General features: G+C 69.9%; 9 protein-coding genes, 1 tRNA gene and 5 pseudogenes. 4 read left to right on the forward strand and 11 right to left on the reverse strand.

Annotated elements, in window-relative coordinates; genetic code table 11:
• Positions 1 to 190: 190 nt before the first annotated feature.
• Positions 191 to 1,087 (reverse strand): oxygenase MpaB family protein, encoded by an 897-nt coding sequence (locus tag ACFYYN_RS25180; RefSeq protein ID WP_500547595.1) that lies wholly within the window; start codon positions 1,085 to 1,087, stop codon positions 191 to 193.
• A 45-nt stretch (positions 1,088 to 1,132) separates the two neighbouring features.
• On the opposite strand from ACFYYN_RS25180, the pseudogene ACFYYN_RS25185 reads away from it, so the two are divergent.
• Positions 1,133 to 1,588, forward strand: a pseudogene (locus tag ACFYYN_RS25185) (penicillin-binding transpeptidase domain-containing protein); the annotation flags it as partial.
• 70 nt (positions 1,589 to 1,658) lie between these two features.
• On the opposite strand, the gene ACFYYN_RS25190 reads toward ACFYYN_RS25185, so the two are convergent.
• Positions 1,659 to 2,171 carry a hypothetical protein gene (locus tag ACFYYN_RS25190; protein ID WP_500547596.1) on the reverse strand — a complete coding sequence of 171 codons (513 nt, stop codon included), beginning with the start codon at positions 2,169 to 2,171 and terminating at the stop codon, positions 1,659 to 1,661.
• A 125-nt stretch (positions 2,172 to 2,296) separates the two neighbouring features.
• Positions 2,297 to 10,267, reverse strand: coding sequence for a ricin-type beta-trefoil lectin domain protein (locus tag ACFYYN_RS25195; RefSeq protein ID WP_500547653.1), 7,971 nt, complete (start codon positions 10,265 to 10,267; stop codon positions 2,297 to 2,299).
• An 887-nt stretch (positions 10,268 to 11,154) separates the two neighbouring features.
• On the opposite strand from ACFYYN_RS25195, the gene ACFYYN_RS25200 reads away from it, so the two are divergent.
• Positions 11,155 to 14,091: a DNRLRE domain-containing protein gene (locus tag ACFYYN_RS25200; RefSeq protein ID WP_500547654.1), complete on the forward strand. Its 2,937-nt coding sequence runs from the start codon at positions 11,155 to 11,157 to the stop codon at positions 14,089 to 14,091.
• An 83-nt stretch (positions 14,092 to 14,174) separates the two neighbouring features.
• On the opposite strand, the pseudogene ACFYYN_RS25205 reads toward ACFYYN_RS25200, so the two are convergent.
• A pseudogene (locus tag ACFYYN_RS25205) lies at positions 14,175 to 14,965 on the reverse strand (ferritin-like domain-containing protein); the annotation flags it as partial.
• Between ACFYYN_RS25205 and ACFYYN_RS25210 the strand changes: the two are divergent.
• Positions 14,861 to 15,457: a DsbA family oxidoreductase gene (locus tag ACFYYN_RS25210; protein ID WP_500547655.1), complete on the forward strand. Its 597-nt coding sequence runs from the start codon at positions 14,861 to 14,863 to the stop codon at positions 15,455 to 15,457. The pseudogene ACFYYN_RS25205 and the gene ACFYYN_RS25210 sit on opposite strands and share 105 nt — an antisense overlap.
• Before the next feature lie 100 nt (positions 15,458 to 15,557).
• Here ACFYYN_RS25210 and ACFYYN_RS25215 read toward each other — a convergent pair whose 3' ends face one another.
• From ACFYYN_RS25215 to ACFYYN_RS25245, 7 genes and pseudogenes are all read right to left on the reverse strand, one after another.
• Positions 15,558 to 15,989 carry a hypothetical protein gene (locus tag ACFYYN_RS25215; RefSeq protein WP_500547597.1) on the reverse strand — a complete coding sequence of 144 codons (432 nt, stop codon included), beginning with the start codon at positions 15,987 to 15,989 and terminating at the stop codon, positions 15,558 to 15,560.
• Positions 15,990 to 16,587: 598 nt separating this feature from the next.
• Positions 16,588 to 17,033 (reverse strand): annotated as a pseudogene (locus ACFYYN_RS25220) (transposase); the annotation flags it as partial.
• A gap of 165 nt (positions 17,034 to 17,198) precedes the next feature.
• Positions 17,199 to 17,510: pseudogene (locus ACFYYN_RS25225) on the reverse strand (transposase); the annotation flags it as partial.
• A 64-nt stretch (positions 17,511 to 17,574) separates the two neighbouring features.
• Positions 17,575 to 17,709 (reverse strand): annotated as a pseudogene (locus ACFYYN_RS25230) (serine hydrolase); the annotation flags it as partial.
• A 209-nt stretch (positions 17,710 to 17,918) separates the two neighbouring features.
• Positions 17,919 to 19,706: a selenocysteine-specific translation elongation factor gene (gene selB / locus ACFYYN_RS25235; RefSeq protein ID WP_500547656.1), complete on the reverse strand. Its 1,788-nt coding sequence runs from the start codon at positions 19,704 to 19,706 to the stop codon at positions 17,919 to 17,921.
• 2 nt (positions 19,707 to 19,708) lie between these two features.
• Positions 19,709 to 21,028 carry an L-seryl-tRNA(Sec) selenium transferase gene (selA, locus tag ACFYYN_RS25240; RefSeq protein WP_500547598.1) on the reverse strand — a complete coding sequence of 440 codons (1,320 nt, stop codon included), beginning with the start codon at positions 21,026 to 21,028 and terminating at the stop codon, positions 19,709 to 19,711.
• Positions 21,029 to 21,051: 23 nt separating this feature from the next.
• Positions 21,052 to 21,145 (reverse strand) — tRNA-Sec (locus ACFYYN_RS25245).
• Positions 21,146 to 21,201: 56 nt separating this feature from the next.
• Between ACFYYN_RS25245 and selD the strand changes: the two genes are divergently transcribed.
• Positions 21,202 to 22,236 (forward strand): selenide, water dikinase SelD, encoded by a 1,035-nt coding sequence (selD, locus tag ACFYYN_RS25250; RefSeq protein WP_500547599.1) that lies wholly within the window; start codon positions 21,202 to 21,204, stop codon positions 22,234 to 22,236.
• The last annotated feature ends 8 nt before the right edge of the window (positions 22,237 to 22,244 follow it).

Below are 22,244 nucleotides of genomic sequence, written 5' to 3' on the forward strand. Positions count from 1 at the left end.
CATCGGCCGGATGCACAAAGCGCGACTCGTGCGTGCCGATGCAGCCGCCGCCACCGCAGCCCCAACTGCGCACTGGCAACCCTGCGTGTTCTCGCACGAGCGGATCGCCGAGCTCGTGACTGCAACAGGAGACGCGGCCGGTACGTTCCGTAACGCCCAGGAACGGCCACCCGAGCGGAGGGCTGACAGCTCAGTCGGCGGCCGACCGCTCCCCGTGCCGGATGGGACAGCCACGCATGCCGGGTATCGGGCGGGTGCCCAGTTCGTCCAGCCGGTAGCCGTTCGGGTAGCCCTTGATCTCCCAGTTCTGCCGTGCGTAGTGCGGGGCGCGCCGTGGCGGCATCAGACGGACGGCGCGTCCGCGCAGCCGTATCGCGCGGCGGACGAACGCGCGCATGGCGGCGCTCGGCGGAGTGTAGCGGAAGGCCCGTAGCAGCGGTTCGTCGAGCAGGGTGAGCGTCGCGGTGCGCAGTAGGGGGCGCAGCGGGCGCGGATACCAGGAGGTCATCAGGGCGAGCGTGGCCTCGGAGACCCGCCGCGCGTCCTTGTCCCAGGCGAAGTGGGCCGCCTCGTAGGTGTCGAGGCAGTGCTCGAACTCCTCGTAGGCCTCGGGGATGCCCTTGATGCCCATGTGCCGACCTAGCGTGCGGTAGTGGACGGCGCTGGCCACGGTTTCGTGGCGCGACAGCCTGCGCCAGCCGTAGGCGTCGATCCACCGTTTGGGCATCACGACGAACGTGCAGAGCACGTACCGCATGTCGTCGTTGCTGATGTCGTAGCTGCGGTGCATCTGGTTGATGCGGCGGATCGCTGTGCGGCCCTGTTCGCTGTCGAAGCCGTGTTCGATGACGGCGTCGAGGAGCAGGGACGTGTCGTCGTACCGCTTCTGTGTCCGGTCGGTGAGCTCGGCCGTCTCGGCGAGCAGCCGGCCGATGCTGGGCACGGCGTACGTTCGGTACAGGGCGAGCTCAAGGGACCGGGTGAAGTCCCACGGAAACTCGTATGCCGACGCGAGCCGATAGATCTCCGAAGCGTCCCTGTATGGGTCCAGCCGCCGGATCTGTTCCAGACGTTCGAAGCGCTTCACCAGACCGTCCCCCTTGTGCCGCCGGGGATCCAACTCTACGCCCATCTGGTCGCCGCGGCCGTCGCCAACAACGGCGAGATCGCCCAGCCCCACCTGGTCGAGCGCACCACCACCGCCGGGGGCACCACCGTCGACACCACCGGCCGCCGCAGCTACCGCCAGGCGATGACCCCCGCCACCACGACCCGCCTCCAGGACCTCATGGTCCGCGCGGTGGAGGACGGCACGGGCACCAACGCCGCCATCCCCGGCGCCCGCGTCGGCGGCAACACCGGCACGGCCCAGCACGGCCTCGGCAACACCGGCACCCCCTACGCCTGGTTCATCGCCTGGGCCCAGGCCCCCGACTCCGCCCAGCCGGCCGTCGCCGTCGCAGTCGTGGTGGAGAACGCCGAGGCCAACCGCACGGACATCAGCGGCGGCGGCAACGCGGCCCCGATCGCGAGAGCGGTGATGGAGGAGGCGCTGAAACTCGAGGCGGAGGCGCGGGGGCGGCCGTAGGGCTGAAAGGGAAAAGGCCGCCCTCACCACGGTGGTGGTGAGGGCGGCCCCTGGCGTCGTGCCCCGGTTGTCAGCCAGCGGTGGCGTCGAGCCATCGCCGTGCAGCCGCCTTCTCCTGCCTCGGCGTTCTCGGATAGTCCGCCTTCCATTCCGCCATTTTCCGAAGATCCGCGAGATCCGAGAATCCGGTCGCCAGGACGCTGCCGACTGCGGCGCTGTGCGCGTAGCAGAAGGCGACGACGTCTCCGGCCAGGGACAGTGCGGTGAACTCCGGTTCGCCGAAACCGCTGCCGAGCGCGGCGGCGGAACCGGCCCCCACCACGTCCCAGGATTCGGCCAGCCTGACGTGCGCCCACCACAGGTCGTTCCCGCCCTCCTGGAGCGGGACAGTGACCAGGAATTCCCGGTCGTCCCCGAAGAGGCCGCCTTCGCGGGAGAGCTCGAACCAGCCTTCGTTCGCCTGGGCGACAAAATCCGGGGTGTCGCGGCCGACGACCGAACGCGGCCATTCGCCGGACGGCGGCTTGTATCCCGTGGCCATGTTGGCGAGCGTCGGCGGGATGAGGGGGAGTTCCAGGTCCATCAGGCCCAGGAAGACCAGTCCGGCGGGGGCGAGTCGCCCAGCGTGGTCCATTGCTTCAACCTTTCTACACAAAGCAGTGCACGGCACCCATGAGGGATGCCGTGCACTGCTTTCTTTCTAACCTACTACCAGCGGTAGAGGCGTGGCGATGCGTAGTTGTGAACGCCGTTCCTCAGGGGGAAGTAGGCGATCTGTCCGGTCGTCGGGTGGACCATGATCCTGATCTGGTTGCCCTGCTGGCGGTTCCAGTAGATCAGCGCTCCCGTGGTGTCGGGCCCGAGCCAGGAGGCCCACTGGGCCCGCTGCCGCGGATTGAGATCGCGCCCCGTGAAGTGGTCGAGCCCGTCAGAAGCGGACCCGTCCCGCGCGGGCATGTTGGGATTCGCCCGGTACGCGGCCACGAGGTCGTGGGTCTCGGGATCGACCGAGAAGAACTCCCCGAGGTCACGCATGTCCTGCGCCCGAGCCGCGATCTCCTCGTCCGCGTAGTGCTCCGGCGCCCAGTTCTCGATCCCGTCGTCGCCCGCGTTCGAGCCGCCGCCTTCGGCGCCGCCCCTCGGGCAGGAGTCGTTGTGAACCAGGAGCGAGGTCGAGGCCGCCAGCACGTAGTACGTGTGGATCTCGCTGACGGTGAGGTTGTGAACCGTCGCCGCCGGGGCGGTCCAGCGCTGGACCGACGTGATCTGCACGGACGTGCCGGCGCTGGTCCGCAGCCACTGGCCCGACTTCAGGTCGGTGGCCTTGATCCAGCGGCGCAGCTCGGGCACCCAGACGGGGTGACCGTCGGTCGCCGTGAACCGCGCGGACTTCGAGCCGGCCTTGCCGTCGGTGTCGATCGTGACCGTGACCAGGTGCTTGAGGCCCTGGCCCTTGATCTCGGCCGTGACCGTCTCGACGCGGGTCTCCCCGGTCGTCGGGTCGGTGGCGAGGACCTTGTCGCCGGTCCTGACCTTCTCGATCGGCTTGGTGGAGCCGTCGGCCATCAGCACCTTCGTGCCGGGCACGAAGCTGTTGCAGCCGGCCTTGCCGGAGCCACCGCCACCGCTGGAACCACCGTTGTGACGGGAGGAACCACCGGAGGAACCACCGGGCTTGCCCCCGCCGGAGCCCTTGCCACCGCCGGAGCTGTGCTTGGGCTGGGAGGAGACCTTCGGTGCGGCGTGGGACTGAGCCTGCTTGTGGGCCGGGTTACCGGTCTTCCGCTTCGCGGCTGCCGCCGCGTCGGCCTTGCGCCTGGCAGCCTCGGCCGCCTTCTTCCTGGCTCTCTGCGCTGCCTCCCGCTTGGCCTTCTCGATCGCGAGCTTCTTGGCCCTCAACGCCGCTGTCTCGGCGGCCTTGGCGGCCTTGAGGACGGCCTCGGCTGCCCGCTTGGCGGCCTTGAACGCCTTGATGGCGTCGATGGTGCGGTTGACCGCCTTGATGACCGCGGGGATCTTGCCGAGCTTCGCCCACGGGATCGCGTCGATGATGATGCTCGCGCAGGACCACATGTCGCCGCCGAAGCAGGCGATGGCGTCGTTGATGCCGATGAAGTCCTTCAGCGTCTCCCACGCGACCGCGAGGATGACGGAGGTGAGGGACTTGCCCTGCATCGCCTGTGCCTGCGCGACCTGCGCCGCGGACAGGCCCGCGCCCGCGAGGGCCGCGGCCCGCTCGGATGCGTTCAGGCTGATCGCCAGACCCGTCGGGTCGTCGTACGTCACCGGGTTGTTGTGGGCGTAGACGTACCCGTTGGCCTGCTGCGGGTCGTTCAGGTCCATCATCGGGTCGGCGGACAGGAAGCGTCCGACGACCGGGTCGTAGAGACGGGCGCCCAGCGGCTGGAAGCCGGAGGCGTCGTCCCGGACCTTGCCCAGGAATCCGGTGTGGCTCTGCTGGTTGACACCGATGGTGCTGGCACCACGCTGGTTGCCGAACGGGTCCTGCTTGCGGATCCGCACCGCCATCGTGCCGCTCATCGCGACCTCGGCGTACGTCGAACCCTGGTGGTCGACGGCCAGCGCGACCAGCGCGTCGGAACCCGTGCCGTTGGCGTAGCGCAGGACCTGACCACCGGGGGTGGAGTAGGTGCGCTGGGTGTTGACGAGGACGCCGCCCTGCATGACGGTCACCTCGGCCTCGCCCAGGCTGAGCGTCGCCGTCTTGCCCTTGATGGTCAGCAGGCGCTCACCATCGGGGCCGTAGATGTGACGGGTGTCGTTCTGCGCCCCCCACAGCTGGGCGGAGGAGGTGGCGTCACAGGTGGCCAGGACGATCGGCGTGGAGTTCGTCGAGTTCGCGCCCTGGACCGCGAGGCAAAGGTTCGAGTTGGCGTGGATGAACTGACCCGCGGCGTTGCGCTTCAGCTCCTGCACCGAGGTGCCGCTGCACTTCTGCAGCTGGACCGCGGCGCCGACCGCGTTGGACGCCGGCTGGACGCACCAGTCGCCGTAGGCCGACAGGGTGCCCCGGTTGGGGTCGGTCTGCGTCCCGTTCACCGGGGACGGGGTCGGGGTGAAGTTCCAGCTCTGAGCCACCGTGGTGTTGCAGGCGTAGAGCTGGAGCGGCTGTGCGGCGGCCGCGAGGCCGTTCTTGAGGTCGAGGCACTTGTCGGCCAGACCCACGTACGGGGTCTTGCCGCCGGTGCCCGCGCCGGTGATCCGGTCGATCTTGCCGTCGTACGTCCAGGACAGCGTCTGCTTGTCGCCGTTCTGGACCGAGGTGACCTGCTTGGTCTCACCGGTCAGCTCGTACAGACGCTCGGCCTCGGCCTTGACCTGCGCACCCGCGGGGGTGGTGTAGATCTTGGAGACCTTGGTGAGGGTGTGCGGCTGGGAGCCGTCCGCCTTGCCGTAGGCGTAGTCGGTCGTGGCGTCCTTGCCCGTATTGCCGGTCAGGTCCTTCTCGACGAGCTTCTTCCGGTTGCCGAGCAGGTCGTACTCGTACTGCTGCCAGTAACCGGAGTTGTCCGCACCGGCGGCCACGTTGAGCGTGCCGTCGGCGTTCTTCGCGGTGGTGCAGTCGGTCTGGTCCTTGGAGGTCCAGGCCTCCTTGAGCTGACCGATCGGGTCATACGTGAAGCACTGCCGCTCCTCGATCCCAGGGGCCTGCTCACGGATGCCCGTGACGTTGCCGGAGGGGTCGTAGGTGTAGGAGCGGCTGGACACCGGGGTGCCGGGGGCCACCGAGGTCTCGGCCTTCTCGCGGTAGACTTCCTGCTTCTGCAGCTCACCGGTGGACTCGTCGTACGAGTTCTGCGCCCACACGCGGTACGGCTGCGCGCCCAGGGTGGAGCGCATGACCTGGCCGTACGGCGAGTAGATCGTCTCCGTGCCGTACCAGTCCTTGCCGGAGAGGGAGACGGGCTTCCCGTCCTTGTTGTAACGGACGACCAGCTTCTCCGGGTCGAAATTGCCGACCTTCGGAAGGGTCGCCTCGTCCATCATGCCGTTGTCGGAGTACTTGTAGTCGTACGTGTAGTCCGTCTGCAGACCCCAAGCACTGGCGACCGAGGACGGCAGCGACAGGGTCGTCGAGGTCGGCTGGTAGTCGCTCGTGTAGCCGTTGACCTTCTGGGTGTAGGCCAGGCCGTCGGTGTAGCGGGTGGCGGAGGCGGGCAGGCCCTTGCCGCCGGGGACCGTGTCGTACGTGAAGTCGGCCAGGACCTTGCCGTTGGCGTCCGTCGCGCGCTGCTGCTTGGGACGGGACAGCTCGTCATAGCTGTTCCACACGGTGCCGCGGGCGTTGGTGACGGTCACCGGCCGGTCACGGTTGTCGTACTTGGTGACCGTGGTGCCGGTGTCGGGGTCGGTCGCGGTCTCCATCCGGCCGCGCTTGTCGTACGTCCACGACCACGGGTGGGTCGGGTCGGCCGACGCGATCGCCTTCGCCATCTGGCCGGTCTTGTCGTACTCGTAGCGCGTCGACGTGTAGCGCTCCTTGACGCCCGTCGGCGAGGTGTACTCGGGCGCCGCCGGGTTGAAGGTGTCCGTGCGGACGGTGCGGCCGATGGCGTCGGTGTAGACCCGGTAGGACGAGGTGCCCTGCGGCTGGATCACCTTCGACCAGTCCGCGCCGTACTCGTAGCGGACGGCCTTCTCCGGGACCTCCTGCGAGATGGCCTCGGTGGTGCCGGGGGCCTTGACCTTGAGGACCGGCATCTCGGTGAGCACGCGGCCGAGGCCGTCGTACGTGTACCGGGTGATGTTCGGGACCGTGGTGTCGGCGAGCGGAGTGAACAGGTCGCCGGTCGGCTCGGCCTCGTTCAGGTAGGCGTTGTTGGTCTGGTAGACCTCACCGGCGTTGTTGTACAGCGTGTCGGTGATCAGACGGCCGCCGCCGTCCGCCTGCTCTTGCGTCTGGCGCTCGCGGCCCAGACCATCGTAGATGGTGACGGACTTCTCGACCCGGTTCTCATAGCCACGCGAGTAGGTCGTGACGTACGGAGGCTTCCGGACCTTGCCGCCGTTGGGGTCGTTCGGGTCGGGCTCCTCCGCCGGGATGACGTACTCGGCGCGGAAGTCCGCGACGCCCGACCCCGGGGTACGGCCCGGCGCCCAGGCCTCCGAGAGACGGCCCAGCGGGTCGTAGACCGACTGGCTCACGTTGCCGTTGGTGTCGGTCGCCTTGAGCGTGACCGCGCGGCCCGGCTCCAGCTCCGTGACCTGGGTGTGGCCCAGCGGGTTGGTCTCGGTGACCTTGAACACCTGACCCGTGGGCGGGTCGTAGGTGATCGTCGACTCCTTGAGGTCCGGGTCGATCATCTTGGTGACCCGGCCGACGGCGTCGAACTCGGTCTTGCCGCTGGTCTGGAAGCCGGTGCCGGTGCCGTTCAGCGACCACGACTCGGTCGCCAGACCGCGGGTGGTGGAGCCGAGAGCGGTGCCGTACGCGGTGCCGTCGTACGCCGTCCGGGTGGCGCCGCTCAGCGTGCTGAGGTCGGACCAGTTGGCGTTGGCGCACGTGGTCGGCGAGGCGAGGACCTGCTTCGACAGACCGATCAGGTTCTTGTCGGTGTTGTGCAGGTACTCCAGCTTGGTGCACGACTCGTCGCCGGACTTGCCGGTGTCACCGAAGTTCTCGACCTGGATCGGCAGACCGTACGTCGATTCGAAGGTCGTGCTGGTCTTGACCGTCCGCAGGGTGCGGCTGTCGTCACCGGTACCCGAGGACTTCGTGTACGCGGCATCCTCCGGCTCCGTGACCCGCCACGCCTTCAGCGGGGTCAGGCCGTCGCCGCGGTCGCGGCGGGCCAGCTCGGTCGCCTCGGGGATGGTGATGCTGCGGGTCAGCCAGTCGGTGTCGGCAGCGGACGCGTCAGAGTAGGAGAGCTCCTCGGCGATGCGGCCGGCGAAGGCGTCACGGTCGTACACGGGCTGACCGTTGTACGTGATCGTGTTGCCGTTGACGTCCTTCATGGGGACGGTGTCGCCCATGCCGCGGTAGAAGCGGGTGACAGCCTTGGTCTTCGCGCCGTCGGCGCCCGGCGTCTCCTCGGCGAGGCTGGTGCCCTCGCCGCTGTCGGCCGCGGCCTTCTTCTCGCCGGTGATGACCGTGGTCTGCTCGAAGCCGGCGAACTGCGAGTAGGTCCGGGTGGACTTCTTCGTGAACTCGGCCTCGGCCAGCTTCCAGCCGGCGTTCTTGTAGTCGTACGAGGTCAGCGTCGAGAACGAGCCGTCGACGTTCGGCAGCTCCTCTATCGAGTCGACCACGTACTTGTTGAACCAGTCGATGTCCTCGATCTCGGAGTCCGGGTTCCAGAACGTCGGGTAGCACAGGCGCGTGTTGGACTTCAGCGCCGCGGTGTCCGTCTTGCCCGGGAGGTTCGTGCCGGCGAGGCAGTCGCCCTCACGCTTCTTGTAGGTGACGACCGTCTCGCCGCCGTACTCGTTGACGACGCGGGAGATGCGCAGCCGCGAGAAGCCGGGACGCGGGTCGGTCGCGCCGCTGCCGCCGCGGTAGACGCGGTTGGGCATGTCGTCGGAGTTCGACTCGAACCGCACCGGGTTCAGCTTCACGGAGGCGTCGGTGGAGCCGTTGCGGGCGTAGCCGGTGCGCTGGATCGACTCCAGCCACAGCGCGGTGTTGGCGCCCGTCTTCAGGACCGGGAAGCTCTGCTTCAGCTGGTACTCGTCGACGACCTGGCGCGCGGTGGTGTCGGTGCGACGCTGCGCGGACGTGGTGATCTTGTCCAGGCGCTTGGTGGTCCAGAACGTCGGACCGGCGTTCCAGCACTTCCGGGTGTACGTCGAGGTGACCGCCTGGCAGCGCAGGTCGGCGGGGGTGTCGTACCAGATGCGGTACTTGCCCGGGTCCTGCGACGTGAAGTTGCTGTCCGTGCAGGTCAGCGAGCCCTCGTCGTAGCAGCGCTCGGCGACGGTGAAGCCGATGCGCCCCGGGGCGGTCGCGGAGAAGATCGAGTCCTTGCGCTGGCCGTAGTAGATGTGCGTCAGGTAGCCGCCGCGGTCGTACTTGACCGGACCCTTGAAGTAGAAGTTCTTCGCGTAGTAGTTCTGCTCCTTCTGCCACCACATGGACATGGCGTTGCCGTGGATGTCCTCGACGTAGTCGAGGTTCCACTGCCAGCCCTGGGTGCAGTAGGACTTCTTCCAGTCCTCGGTGGTCGGGCCCGCGTAGCAGGGCTCGTCCGAGTGGTTGCCGTAGACCGGCACCGTGAGGACGGAGTTGGTGACCGGGTCGTCGGCGTCGGTGCCGTGGTCCGACCAGCCCGGGAGCTTGTTCAGACCGAAGTGGTAGCGGGTGCCGTCCTTGGTGGTGACGACCCAGTACTCGCCGTTGCGGGCGCCGTTGCCGGTGGCCGGGTCCTTGATCTGCTCGATCTTCGCGCCGTCACCGTTGGCGGTGAACCACTGGCCGACGGGCTTGCCATCGCTGCCGAGCGGACCCTTGTCCTTGTCCCACACCAGCTCGGTGGTCATGCCGCCGAGGGACAGCGTGGCGTTGTTCGAGCCCCAGCACAGGTCCGCCGTGCGGTGGTCCTTGTTGTTGGCGCCGTCCTTCTTGGAGTCCTGGCGGCAGTTGACGTAGTTCCGGGTGATCGAGCCCGGGTTGTAGTCCCAGCCGTCACCGATCCAGGAGGCCTGGTTGTTCGTCGCCGAGGTGCGGCCGTCGACCGACTGCGAGTTGTACGACAGCGACACCTTCGGCATCAGGCCGCCGGCGGTCTCCGGGGTCTGCACCTGGTACGAGTAGGTGAACGCGCCGTTCGACGAGCCGGCCGCCCACGAGCCCGAGGACAGCAGCGGCGAGGCGGTGTAGTCACCGGCCGCGGAGGAGCCGGTGTCCATGGCGCCCACGACCTGGCGGCCCGAGGCGTCCACAGCCTGGCGGCCGTCGGTCGACGAGAAGGAGGCCTTGCGCGCGGACGCGCCCGAGACCTTCGAGGCGTCCGCGTCCGGCAGCAGGTTGGCGACCGGGATCGTGCCCGACAGGATCTGGCGGGTCGAGGAGGCCTTGGTCCGCGCCGAGGTCGCCTTCAGCTTCGACTTGGCCGCCGGCACCACCTTGACGGTGCTGCGCAGCCGCTCGGCCTCGACGTCGGAGTCGTCCCCGACCGACATGGTCTGGATGCCCGTGTCCGGCGCACAGTCGCCGGTGTCCGGGGAGTCCAGGACACAGGTGGGCAGCAGCACGAGGCCGAAGCGCTCGGCGGCCAGCTGGCCGTAACGGTCCTTGAAGCCGGTCGTGTCGACGTCGAGGAGCACCTGCGCGGCCGGGTCGGCGGTGGCCGGAGGCACGACCTCCATGACCATGCCCGGCACGCCCGAGTCCTCGGACGTGGTGGTCGACTTGATGGCGACCTGCCAGTCACCGGCGATCGTCGCCGGGTCCTGGCCCACCGGGACACCGACGCCGACCGGCAGGAGGGTCGAGGTCGTCGAGTTGACGACCTGGACCGTCGTGCCCGGCGTCGCCGTCGACGGGTCCGCCTTGCCGGCGTCCGCAGCCCAGGGGTCCACCGCGACCGGCTTGTAGGCCGTGATCGGCTGCTCTGGCGCCGTGCTCAGCGTCTTCGGAGCCTCGGCGTCATCCGCCAGCTCGGTGCTGGGTGGGAGGTCCGGGAGCTCGACCTGGGAGGTCGTCTCCTCACGGGACATCCCGTCGCCGGGGACGGCCAGGGCCTGTGAGCCCAGACTGGTGACCGTCAACGTCAATGACAACAATAGGACGGTCGCCGTGCGGCTTCGCCGACGGCGCCATCGTTGTGACTCTGTCATGGCTGGGCGATTCCGCCCCAGCCATGACAGTGGACCTGAAGCACGCATACGCGTCGACTCCCACCCAGACGAACAAGACAACGGATGAGGTGCGGGAACACCAAAGAGCACGCGTCCGGATCAGGCGCGTGCGTGCGCACTCTCCGTCATATTCGCCACAGCTTCAAGATCGCACAGAGTGAACCGAGGGATTTCAGGTGATATTCGCCACGGCGTACTTACCAACAGACTGACGCAAGCGGCAGCCCATGTGGCGAACCCGGATATCGCGCGACAATCGAAATCTAACAAGCCATCAAATCAGCACAATCCGAACTCGGTCGCGATGTAACGGATTCTTGCACGGCCCCACATAACGTCTTCATAAATACTTCATATATGGACGCGGCATCGCGATCGTGTGATCGTGTGCGCGCCCATGCCCCGTGGTCTATGCCACGGGGCTGTCCGTGCTGTCCGAAATCCTCTGGTTCCCACGGGAGTAGACTGCCGTGCCCGCGCCGCCTCGTCTTCTCAGCCCATTCGTGCGCACGCGCACACGGCTGAGCATCACTCTCGGCCTTGTCCTGGCCGCACTCACCGCCGCGCTCCTGCCCTGGTGGCAGCCGAGCACGGCCCCGACCGCCAACGGCGGTACGTCCGCCACCAACGCCCGGGAGGCGTCGACCGGTCCGCGCGGCGAAGCCGCCGCGGCCGCCGAGGCCAGGCGGACCGGCAAGAAGGTGCTCGTCGACACGGCGACCACCGAGACCCAGCTGCTCTGGGCCATGCCCAACGGCAAGCTCCGCACCCAGCTCGACGCCCTGCCGCAGCGCGCGAAGAACGCCGCGGGCCACTGGGCGCCGATCAACACCACGCTGCGCCGGGCGAAGAACGCGGGCCCGCTGGACGTCCGTCCGGTGAACGCCGTCGTTCCGATCCGTTTCGCCGACGGCACCAAGGCCGAGCGTGCCGACCGTTCCTTCAGCCGTCTGCTGCTGGCCGACGGCGTGGCGAACGGGACCCCGCTCGCCGAGATCGACCTCGGCGGCCACACCATCACGTACACCTGGCCGGGTGTGCTGCCCGAGCCGGTGCTCGACGGCCCGCGGGCCCTCTACCCCGAGGTCTTCCCGGGTGTCGACCTGCTGCTCGTGGCGCGTGAGGAGGGCGGCTTCGGCCAGCTCCTGATCGTGAAGAACCGCGAGGCCGCGCAGAACAAGGCCCTCGCGACCGTCACGTACGGCGTGAGTTCGAAGACGGCCGTCTTCCGTCAGGACACCAAGGCCAACCTGATCCGTGTCCTCGACAAGGCGGGCCAGGAGGTCGGCTCGATCCCGACCCCGTTCGCCTGGGACTCCTCCGGCCGCGACTCCGAGGCGCCGGGCGTGGCCCCGCGTACCGCCGTCGCGACCTCGGCCGACGTGCTCAAGCTGTCGGGCCTGACCGGCATGGAGCCGGGCGCGAAGTCCGCGCAGCTGCCGGTGGCGCTCGACGGTGAGAACACCGGGACCGTGCGCATGGGTCTGCAGGTCGCCGAGACCGGTCTGCTGACGCGCAAGGACACGAAGTACCCGGTCTTCATCGACCCGCCGCTCAACACCGCCTGGCTCGCCTGGACCGTGGCCTACAAGAAGTACCCGAACTCCAGCTTCTGGAACGGTACGAACTTCTCCTCGGGCACCTCCGACGCCCGGGTCGGCTACGAGCAGGACACCGGTGGTCTCGCCCGCTCGTTCTGGCGGATGAACTTCTCCTCCAGCTACAAGGGCGCGACGTTCAGCTGGGCCAACTTCAAGGTGAAGAACAACCACTCGTGGTCCTGCACTGACCGTCAGATGGAGTTCTGGCTGACCGGTGCGATCTCCTCGGGCACGACGTGGAACGCGCAGCCGAGCTGGTCGCGCGTGCTGCACAAGAAGTCCTTCGCGCACGGCTGGTCGAGCTCCTGCCCCGACGAGTACGAGTCGTTCACCGTGACCTCCGCCGCCCAGGAGGCCGCGGACAAGGGCTGGTCCAACATCACCTTCGGCATGCGTGCCACCAGCGAGAGCGACACGCAGACCTGGCGCAAGTTCGCCGCCACCGGCGCGACCCTCACGGGCGAGTTCAACCGCGCGCCGAACCAGCCGACCTCCGGCACCTCCTCCCCGGGTGGCGCGTGTGTGGCCGGTCCGACGAACAGCGTGCTGATCGGCCGGACGACCATCACCCTGAAGGCCAAGGCCACCGACCCCGACGGCAACCTGTCCAAGCTGCACTTCCGGTTCTGGAAGTCCACGGACACCACCAAGAAGGAGTACCTGGCCACGCCGGACTCCACCGGATACGGCCAGATGGTCATCCCGTCGAGCGACGCTCTGCTGAGCAGCATCACCACGAACACCCTCTACAAGTGGGACGTGCGGTCCGAGGACTCCACGTACCCGGACGCGGGCTCCACCTCGTCCTTCTTCCCGGACGGCAGCGAGCCGTGCCAGCTCACCGTCGACCCGACCGCCCCGCCGCAGCCGGACATCACCAGCACGGTGTTCACGGAGGCCAGCAACGACGGCAAGACGTGGGCGACGGTGAACTTCGGCAAGCCCGGTGACTTCACCTTCACCGCCGCCGGTGCGTCGAAGTTCCGGTACGCCTTCGAGGGCCAGGGCTACGCCGACGCGCCGCCCCCGGTCAACGGCAAGGTCACCATCACCGGTGTCACCCCGCCGCACGCGGGACCGGTGACGATCAACGTCTACGCCTACGACGCCAACGGCAACCAGAGCATCCGCGGCGACTACAGCTTCTACCTGCCGCCGCGTGACACCGCCGACGGCCCGATGGACACGGGCGGCGACAACATCCCCGACCTGCTCGTCCTCTACGCGGACGGCAGGCTGAAGAACTGTGTCGGCGCCCCCGCCGACCCGGCCGCCCCCGGCACCGGCGGTGAGCTGTACAACTGCCTCGCCGCGTCCTACGTCACCGCCGGCAAGAAGATCGACCCGGCGAACCACTGGATCGACGGCTCCGGCACGCCGTCGCTGATCGCGCACTACAACGACGCCTACCCGGGGGACGGGTCGACCGACCTGTTCGCCGTCACCCCGGACAAGCAGTTCTGGCTCTACCCGGGCGACGGCTACGGCACCTTCAACGTCGACCAGCGCATGAAGATCCGGCTGCCGTCCAACGCCCCGGCGCCGTCCACGTGGACGCAGATGAAGGCGATCGGCGACATCACGGGTGACAAGCACCCGGACATCGCCCTGCGCGCGGGCACCGCGTTCTGGATCCTCTCCGGCTACACCGGCGGCAGCTTCCAGTCCGCCACGCTCATGGAGGGCAGCGCCTGGGCCACCACCGCTCGCGACATCGTCAACATCGCGGACATGAACAAGGACAACACGCCCGACCTGCTGTGGCGGAACGTGTCCAACGGCAACATGTACGTCCGCCACGGCAAGCCCGGCCCGGTCGCCGGCAGCGTCGACCTGGAGTCGATCAAGCTCGCGGCCAACTCGGTCAACGGCGACGTCCCGTTCGGCACCGCCTGGACCGCGACCAACATCACCGCCGCGATCGGCATCCCCGACGTCAACAAGGACGGGGTGCCCGACATCTGGGCCCGCGACGGCGCCACCGGCACCATGAAGCTGTACAACCCCTCCACCACCAACACCAACGCTCCCGTGAAGACGGTCCTGTCCACCGACTGGAGCACCGTCAAGGCGTTCGGCTGATCCCGGCCGCCCGCTGACGCATTACCGAGCCCCGGTCGCCTGCCTCGCAGCAGGCGACCGGGGCTCACCCCTTTCCGGTACGGCTACGAGGCCGCCGCCCCGCCCTCCGCGATCGCCTCCGCCACCTCGGCGACCCGCTCCCGCTCCTCGGCCGCGAAGCGCTCGCGGTCCAGGGCCTCGGCGATCTCCTCGTCCTGAGTCATCAGCAGGTCCAGGTCGGAGTCGCCGTGGTCGAAGACGCCCATGTCGAGACAGGCCTTCTGGAGGCGCTCGTCCACAGGCCGATGTCCTTCACGCAGGGCACGATCCGGCTGAACAGCAGCTTGCGGAAGAGGTGCAGGAACTCGCTGTGCCCGCTGAGCGCCTCCGCCTCCTTCCTCGGGATGCCGAAGTTCTCCAGGACCTCCACCCCGCGCAGCCGGTCGCGCATGAGATAGCAGCCCTCGATGACGAACTCCTCGCGCTCGCGTAGTTCGGCGTCGGTGAGCTGCTTGTAGTAGTCCCGCAGCGCCATCCGGCCGAAGGCGACGTGCCGGGCCTCGTCCTGCATCACGTACGCGAGGATCCGCTGGGGCAGCGGCTTGTTCGTGGTGTCCAGGATCATGCCGAAGGCGGCGAGCGCGAGGCCCTCGATGAGCACCTGCATGCCGAGGTAGGGCATGTCCCAGCGGGAGTCGCGCAGGGTGTCGCCGAGCAGGCTCTGGAGGTTGTCGTTGCTCGGGTAGAGCATCCCGCTCTTCCCTTGCAGGAAGCGCCCGTAGATCTCGGCGTGCCGGGCCTCGTCCATGACCTGGGTGGCCGAGTAGAACTTGGCGTCCATGTCGGGCACCGAACCGACGATCCGGGCGGCGCAGATCATGGCGCCCTGCGTGCCGCGTGGGACGCGATCTTCCGCGCGTACTTCGGTGAGGCCCGGCGCATCTTCGACGTCGACGTCCTGCTCGACCTGGCCGACGACCTCGGCCTGGACCGCGAGACGACACGTCAGGTCCTCGCTGACGGCCGCTTCCGGCAGCGTGTCCGGGAGGAGGCACAGGAGGGCCGGCGACTCGGGGCCACCGGCGCACCGTTCATCGTCTTCGACCGCCGCTACGCCGTCCCGGGGGCACAGGACAGCGACACTCTGCTCGACGTCCTGCGCAAGGTCTGGGACGAGACCCGCCCGTCCGTGACGACACTCGACGCAGACGGCGCGAGCTGCGGCCCGGACGGCTGCGCAACCCCCCGCCGCCCATGCGGCCGAGTCCGCAGGCTGAACCGGGTTTTTGATCATTGGTCGCCGATGGGGCTGCGGCCGTGGGCCGCAGCGCGGAGACAGCGGATCTCTTCCTTCTCGTCATCGGTGACCGGGTCCGTTCGTCGCTGACCGGGTCCATGTTCTGGTTGGCCATGGGTCACCTCCCTGCGCGAGTACGAAGCCCGGCCGTCGTGGTGGCGTTGCGGCCGGGCCAGTCAGCGGCAGTCGGTCAGTCCTCGCTCGCTGTCAGCTTCTCCAGCGCGGCGACCAGCTCGGTGCGCCGCTGGTCGGACGTGTTCTTCTGCTCCTGCGACGTCCAGGCGAGCGCGAACCGGTCGACCTGCCGCCAGTCGCTGCCGACCTTCTTCATTTCCTTGACCCAGTTCGCGGCGACTGCCGGCGTCTCGTACTCGTAGATCGAGACGGTGTAGGTGGCAATGAGCTGGACGCAGTCGTTCTTGTGCGGCTCTTTGCCGGCAGCCGCGTTGGAGCACAACCTGGTGTTGTCGGTCTGATCGCCGAGGTCGACGACGCCGGTTGCGTCGGCAAGTTCGGCCGCGACTTCTTCGGCGGTGAGGCGGTCGGGCTCGTCGTTGCTGGAGCAGGCGGTAAGTGCAAGCGCGGTGATCGCTATGGCAGTGACGGTGTGGCGGTGGCGCATGTTCTCCCCAGGAACGCGGTGGTTGCGGAGGAATCATGCCGTACCCGGGACGGGATTTGTTTCCGGGCATGCCTGATCCGGTACTGCCGCGCCCATGTCCGCGACGCGGCGCACACAGCCCGGGGCTGACCTTACGCCCGCCGTACCCCTGTATCCCGTACCCATACCCCGTACATTCGGCCTGTGCGTGACTGATTGCCACGCCTCGCGATAGTCGTCACACGCCCCCGCCCACGGCTCGGTGGCCGCGCGCGCATCCCCGCACTGAGGGATCCGCGGCCACGCCGTGGCACATCCCTCCGGACGGGCGCCCGACGTACGCGGACAGCCTGCACAGGATCGCCTCCCGCCGCGCCGATCCGGAAGCCCCCTGGGACGGACGACCGCTGCCAGAACTCCGCGCCCCGCTCAGTGACGCGGCGCGAACCGTCGCCTCGCCGGCTCCTTCAGCGCGGCCCGCCGCGCGAAGCACACGTACCCGGCCCGTCTCTTCTCGCTGCCACGCCCCCGCGTCGCGCGGTGCGCGTGCCACGCGGCGAGGGACGTGCCTTTCCCCCACCGATTGTCCGCTGCTCCACCCTCCCGAAAGGTCACCCAGCAGGCCGGTAGCCCGTGCGGCACGGATGCGGTCCTCCGCCCGTGCCCGCTGGCGGTGCCGCAGTTCCAGTTCGGCGATCGGGGTGCCGACGGTGTTGATGGCAAAGGCGGTCAGCCGCATCCCGTCGGCATCGGTGATCCGCAACTGTGCGCCGGGGTGCGGTCGTTCCTTCCGAACGATCAGTCGCAGCCCTTCCGGCCAGCCCGTCAGGCAGTCGCCGGCGAGTTCGGCGATCCAGGCGCCGTCGCGGATCTCGCCGCCCGGTTCTATGGCCGGTGTCCACGCGGTGGCCGGGACCTGCAGTACTGCGCTGCGTGGTGGATGGCGTCGGTGATGGTCATACCGACCGAGTACGACAGCCACCGTCCGCGCTGGGCGAGCCAGGCCACGAACGCGAGCGTGCCGCCGCCGGAGTCGGTGCGGATCAGGGTCGTGCGTCCGCGCCGTCAAGCCGCCCCGCGAGCGGCCCAGTCCCTCACCGTTTCCACCACCTCCCCCAGCCGGTCGGCCAGGCTCTGCCACGGAGGTTCGGCCTGGTGTTCCGCCGCGTCGTCCCCCTTTGACGTGGCCGGGGCGGGCGGCGGATCGTTGCGAGCGCCGACCGCGTGCTGGTGCGCGCACACTCGTCGAATCGACCGAGACGTCCCAGTCGATGTCACCCGCGGAGTCGGCCGCGGCCTGGACTTGCTGCAGCAGACGTTCCCAGGTGCCGTCCGCCCACCACAGCCGGTGGCGCTCGTAGACCGTCTTCCACGGCCCGAACCGCTCGGGCAGGTCACCCCCAGTCCGCACCCGGTGCAAGATCCCGTCGATGACCTGACGGTGGTACCGCCAGCGCCCACAACGGCCGTTGCTCACTGGCAGGAACGCCGCAGCCGTTCCCACTCGGCAACCGACAAGTCACCACGCTGATCCCGCCCCATGCCCGGACCAACGAACCGCAGACGAGCTAGTCACATAATCGGCCCGGGACAAGCCCAAGGCGCAGGCCGCCGCCGCAGTCCGCCCCCAGTAGCCGCCGCTGCCGGGCACGGTCTGCGTCATCCCAGCGGCGGAGAGGAACGCCTGGGCCTTGGCCCGGCCCCGCTCGTTCCACAGCGCCGTCGTGGCGTTGTCCGCACGGTTCCGGCGACCTGGTCGGCCACCGGGGCAAGAAGCGGGCACTCGTCGCGGTCTGCCGCGGCCTACCAACGCATGCACGGTGTGAAGCGGCGGGGACTGGAGACGGAGGGGAAGCCACCACGCCAGTTCCCGACCCTACTGGGGCTTCCACTACCGCACCTCCCCCCGCATGGGCAACCTCCCGGACAGCTCCAGCGAGAACGCCGGCTTCAGGACGGCGTGTCCACCGGCGACGGCCGACCGCGCGGCGCGCAGCGGCGGCGCCTGTCGGGAAGCAACTCGGTGATGCCTTGACCGTCGCAGTGCTCCAGCAGGGGAACGGTGACACGGCGGCTGGTCTCCAGGGCGCGGCTCGCCGTTCCCACGGTGAACGGCTGGTCGAGTTCGCTCAGCCGGTCGGCCGCCAGCCGCGGGGCGTCCGGCAGCAGCACCACATGCTCCGCGAGCAGCAGTACGGCCCCGTGGCGCACCGCCGCGGCGAGCTCTCGGCGGCCGAGGCCGAGTTCCGTCAGCCGCTGGGCCCGGGGGGCGGCGAACGGCCGGCCGGCGAGCTCGGCGGTGAGACGGCCCACCGCGTCCGCGACAGCGGCGGGCAGGGAGTCGGGTCCGCTGGTCACGCGCCCGAGGCTCAGCCGCAGGGGTGGTGTGACCAGTGCCTCCACCAGGGACGTGGAGGGCAGTCCGAGGCGGTGCCGCGCGATGTCCACCGGTACGCCCTCCTCGGCGGGCCGCTCGGTGCGGTAGGCGGTGACCAGTTCGGTCAGACGGGCGCGCAGGGCGGTCCAGTGGACGGGCTCGGCGAGCCAGTCGCCCGCGACCGGCACGGTATGGACGGCCACCCCTATCGCGGTCAACTCCTGTCGCGTGACCAGCAGTCGGCGCCGTAGTTCGTCCGCCTCGCTCGGAGCGCCGAGAGCATCGCCCAGTTCGGCCGCGCGCCGTGCCGCGGCACCACGACGCAGGAGGTCCGGTGGCCGGGGATCGAGCACCGTCAGCCCGCCCAGCACCCGCCGCAGACCGGGATCGCGCAGCACCGCGCGGTCGCCGATGCGCAGCGGCAGCGGCGCCGGCAGGGTCAGCCGGACGATGTCCGCACCGAGCGGCCGGACGCGTACCGGCACGGCGGCCGAGCCGATATGGGCGACGGCGGTGCGGGGCAGCTCCCCGGCCGGTGTTCCGCCGTGTACGCGCACGTCGCAGCGGAGACAGTGGACGAAGCCGCCGGGCGTGAGCAGTGCGTCGCCGCGGCCCGTCGACTCCTTGTCGAGACCGCGGAGGTTGACGGCGAGCCGAGCGGTCGCCCGCACCAGGCCGGCCTCCTGGCCCAGGGCCTGCAGCGCCCTGACGCGCACGGAACGGCCGGAGCGGGCGGTCACCAGGACGTCGCCCCGCCGGATCCGCCCAGCACCGAGCGTGCCGGTGACCACCAGCCCGCTGCCGCGCACGGTGAAGGCGCGGTCGATCCACAGCCGCACCGGGGCGTCGGCGTCCCCGTCCGGCAGTCGCGCGGCCAGCCGGTCGAGGGCGGCGCGCAACTCCGCGAGGCCCGTGCCGGTGCGGGCGCTGACGGCCACGGCCTCGACGTCGCCGAGGGTGCTGGACCGGATCCGGTCCAGTGCCTGTGCCGTGGCGGGGCCGGGGTCGGCCAGATCGCAGCGGGTGACGGCGAGCAGTCCGTGCCGTACGCCCAGGGCGTCCACGGCGGCGAGATGCTCGGCGGACTGCGGCTTCCAGCCCTCGTCCGCGGCGACGACGAATAACACGGCGGGCACGGGCCCCACGCCGGCCAGCATGGTGGGGACGAACCTCTCGTGTCCCGGGACGTCGACGAACGCGAGCCGCTCGCCCGAGGGCACATCCGTCCATGCGAAGCCCAGGTCGATGGTCAGACCACGGCGCCGTTCCTCCGCCAGCCGGTCGGGGTGGGTGCCGGTGAGCGCGTGGATCAGCGTGCTCTTGCCGTGGTCGACATGCCCGGCCGTCGCGATGACCCGCATGCTCACCGACCCGCGGCACGCAGCACCGCGGCGAGGACGTCGCCGTCGCACGCCTCCGGCACGCACCGCAGTTCCAGCAGCAGCCGACCGCGCACGACCCGGCCCAGCACCGCCGGTTCACCGGTGCGCAGCGGTGCCGCGAGGCCGTCGGGCAGGCTTACCGCACAGGACGGCAGAGCGGTCCCGGGGGCGCCGCCTCCACCGACCACCGCCTCACAGGGCACGACCCGGGCGTCCAGGCCCCGCCGCGCAAAGTCCTCGGCCAGGCGCCGCGTGCGTGTGCGCAGCTGCGGCAGCGGCAGGTGGAGGGCGGCGTGCACGGGTGGCTCGGGACCGCGCAGAGTCGCCTCCAGCGCGGCCAGGGTGAGCTTGTCCACGCGCAGGGCACGGGCCAGGGGATGACGGCGCATCCGCTCCACCGTGTCGGCCCGGCCGAGGATCAGCCCCGCCTGAGGACCACCGAGCAGCTTGTCCCCGCTGGCGGTGACGAGCGTGGCCCCGGACTGCAGCATCGTGGCCGCATCCGGCTCGTCCGGCAGCAACGGATCGGGCGCGAGGAGGCCGGAGCCGATGTCGACCACGACGGGCAGGCCCAGCGCCGCCAGTTCGCCGGCGCCCACGCCCTGGGTGAAGCCGCTCACCGTGAAGTTCGACGGGTGGATCTTGAGGATGAATCCGGTGTCCGGGCCGACGGCGTCCGCGTAGTCGTCGAGCCGGGTCCTGTTGGTGGTGCCGACCTCGCGGATCCGGGCGCCGCAGGAGGCCAGCAGCTCGGGTATCCGGAAGCCGTCGCCGATCTCCACGAACTCGCCCCGGCTCAGCAGGACCTCGCGCCCCGCGGCCAGCGTGGCCACCGCCAGGGCAAGGGCGGCGGCACCGTTGTTCACCACGTGCACGGCCGCCGCGGCCGGTACGGCCTCCCGCAGGGCCGCCATGACACTGCGGCCACGCGGCGCCCGCCTGCCGGTGCTCAGGTCCAGCTCGACATCCGTGTAGCCGCCGGCCGCCGCCATCGCCTCCAGCGCGGACGGCGAGAGCGGTGCCCGCCCCAGATTGGTGTGCAGCACCACGCCGGTGGCGTTGTAAACGGTGCGCAGCCCGGCCGCGTACGGGGGAAGCGCGGCGAGCGCGGCACCGACGGCGTCGTCCGGCCCGATCCGCCCTTCGCGTACGGCCTGCTGGGCGGTGGCGACCGCGGCCTTGACGACGGTCCTGCCCAGCCGCGCGGACACCTCGCTCAGCCGGGGATCGCCGAGCAGCAGCGTGGTGCTCGGCACCCGCCGCCGGGGATCCGCAGGCGGCTCGCGCCGCTCGTCCGCCACCCGTGCCACCCCTGTCGAAGTCAGCGGAGGCGGACGGGAATCGAACCCGCCTGGCCCGGATCCCGGACCACACCGATTTTGAAGATCGGGAGGGGCACCAGCCCGCCCAACGCCTCCGGGGCATGATTGTGATCCACGCACACTGCGGGGGCAAGGGGTGAAATGATCGTCGTATGAAGCCAGTTGGCCCCGCAGTCGAATCCGCCGTGCCCGTCCGGCTGACCCAGTACGCACACGGTGGCGGCTGCGCCTGCAAGATCCCTCCGGGGGAGCTGGAGGCGATGGTCGCGGGGCTGGTGCCGGGGCCGGGCGGAGCTCGTGCCGACGGGGACCGGCTGCTGGTCGGACTCGACGACGGCGACGACGCCGCGGTCGTGGGCACCGGCGACGGCTCCGCCCTGGTGTCGACCGCGGACTTCTTCACACCGGTCGTCGACGACGCCCGGGACTGGGGCCGGATCGCCGCCGCCAACGCACTGTCCGACGTCTACGCGATGGGCGGCCGGCCCGTCGTCGCGCTCAACCTGCTGGGCTGGCCCCGGGACGTCCTGCCCGCCGAGCTGGCCCAGGAGGTGCTGGCGGGCGCGTTCGAGGTCGCCGGCAAGGCCGGCTGTTTCGTCGGCGGCGGCCACAGCATCGACAGCCCGGAGCCGCTCTACGGAATGGCAGTGACCGGTCTGGTCGACCCGGACCGGATACTGCGCAACGACGCCGGCCGGCCGGGTGTCCCGCTCACCCTGACCAAGCCGCTGGGCGTCGGGATCCTCAACAACCGCCACAAGCAGACGGGCGAGGTGTTCCCGCACGCCGTCGCCAGTATGGCCGCGCTCAACGACCGCGCCAGTGCCGCGGCCCTGGAGGCCGGCGCCGTGTGCGCCACCGATGTGACCGGATTCGGGCTGCTCGGCCATCTGCACAAACTGGCCCGCGCCAGCGCCGTCACCGCCGTGGTGGACGCTGCCGCCGTCCCCGTACTCGACGGCGCCCGCGAGTCCCTGCACGCCGGGTACGTCAGCGGCGGCACAAGGCGCAATCTCGACTGGACACGCCCGCACCTGGACGCGGGACGGACGAGCGACGACGAGCTGCTCGTGCTCGCCGACGCGCAGACCTCCGGCGGTCTGCTCGTCGCCGGGGAGCTGCCGGGACATCCGGTCATCGGGGAACTGGTCCCCGCCGTCGCCGGGACGACACTGGTGATCCGCTGAGCGCCGCC

It is taken from the genome of Streptomyces sp. NPDC001902, assembly GCF_042891295.1.
Lineage (GTDB): Bacteria > Actinomycetota > Actinomycetes > Streptomycetales > Streptomycetaceae > Actinacidiphila.

What these genes read in the sequence shown, in the direction of transcription:
- selB (WP_500547656.1), bottom strand. Translation starts at nt 19,706, where the DNA reads ATGCGGGTCATCGCGACGGCCGGGCATGTCGACCACGGCAAGAGCACG.
- ACFYYN_RS25195 (WP_500547653.1), bottom strand. Translation starts at nt 10,267, where the DNA reads ATGTCCCGTGAGGAGACGACCTCCCAGGTCGAGCTCCCGGACCTCCCA.
- ACFYYN_RS25215 (WP_500547597.1), bottom strand. Translation starts at nt 15,989, where the DNA reads ATGCGCCACCGCCACACCGTCACTGCCATAGCGATCACCGCGCTTGCA.
- selD (WP_500547599.1), top strand. Translation starts at nt 21,202, where the DNA reads ATGAAGCCAGTTGGCCCCGCAGTCGAATCCGCCGTGCCCGTCCGGCTG.
- ACFYYN_RS25200 (WP_500547654.1), top strand. Translation starts at nt 11,155, where the DNA reads ATGCCCAACGGCAAGCTCCGCACCCAGCTCGACGCCCTGCCGCAGCGC.
- ACFYYN_RS25190 (WP_500547596.1), bottom strand. Translation starts at nt 2,171, where the DNA reads ATGGACCTGGAACTCCCCCTCATCCCGCCGACGCTCGCCAACATGGCC.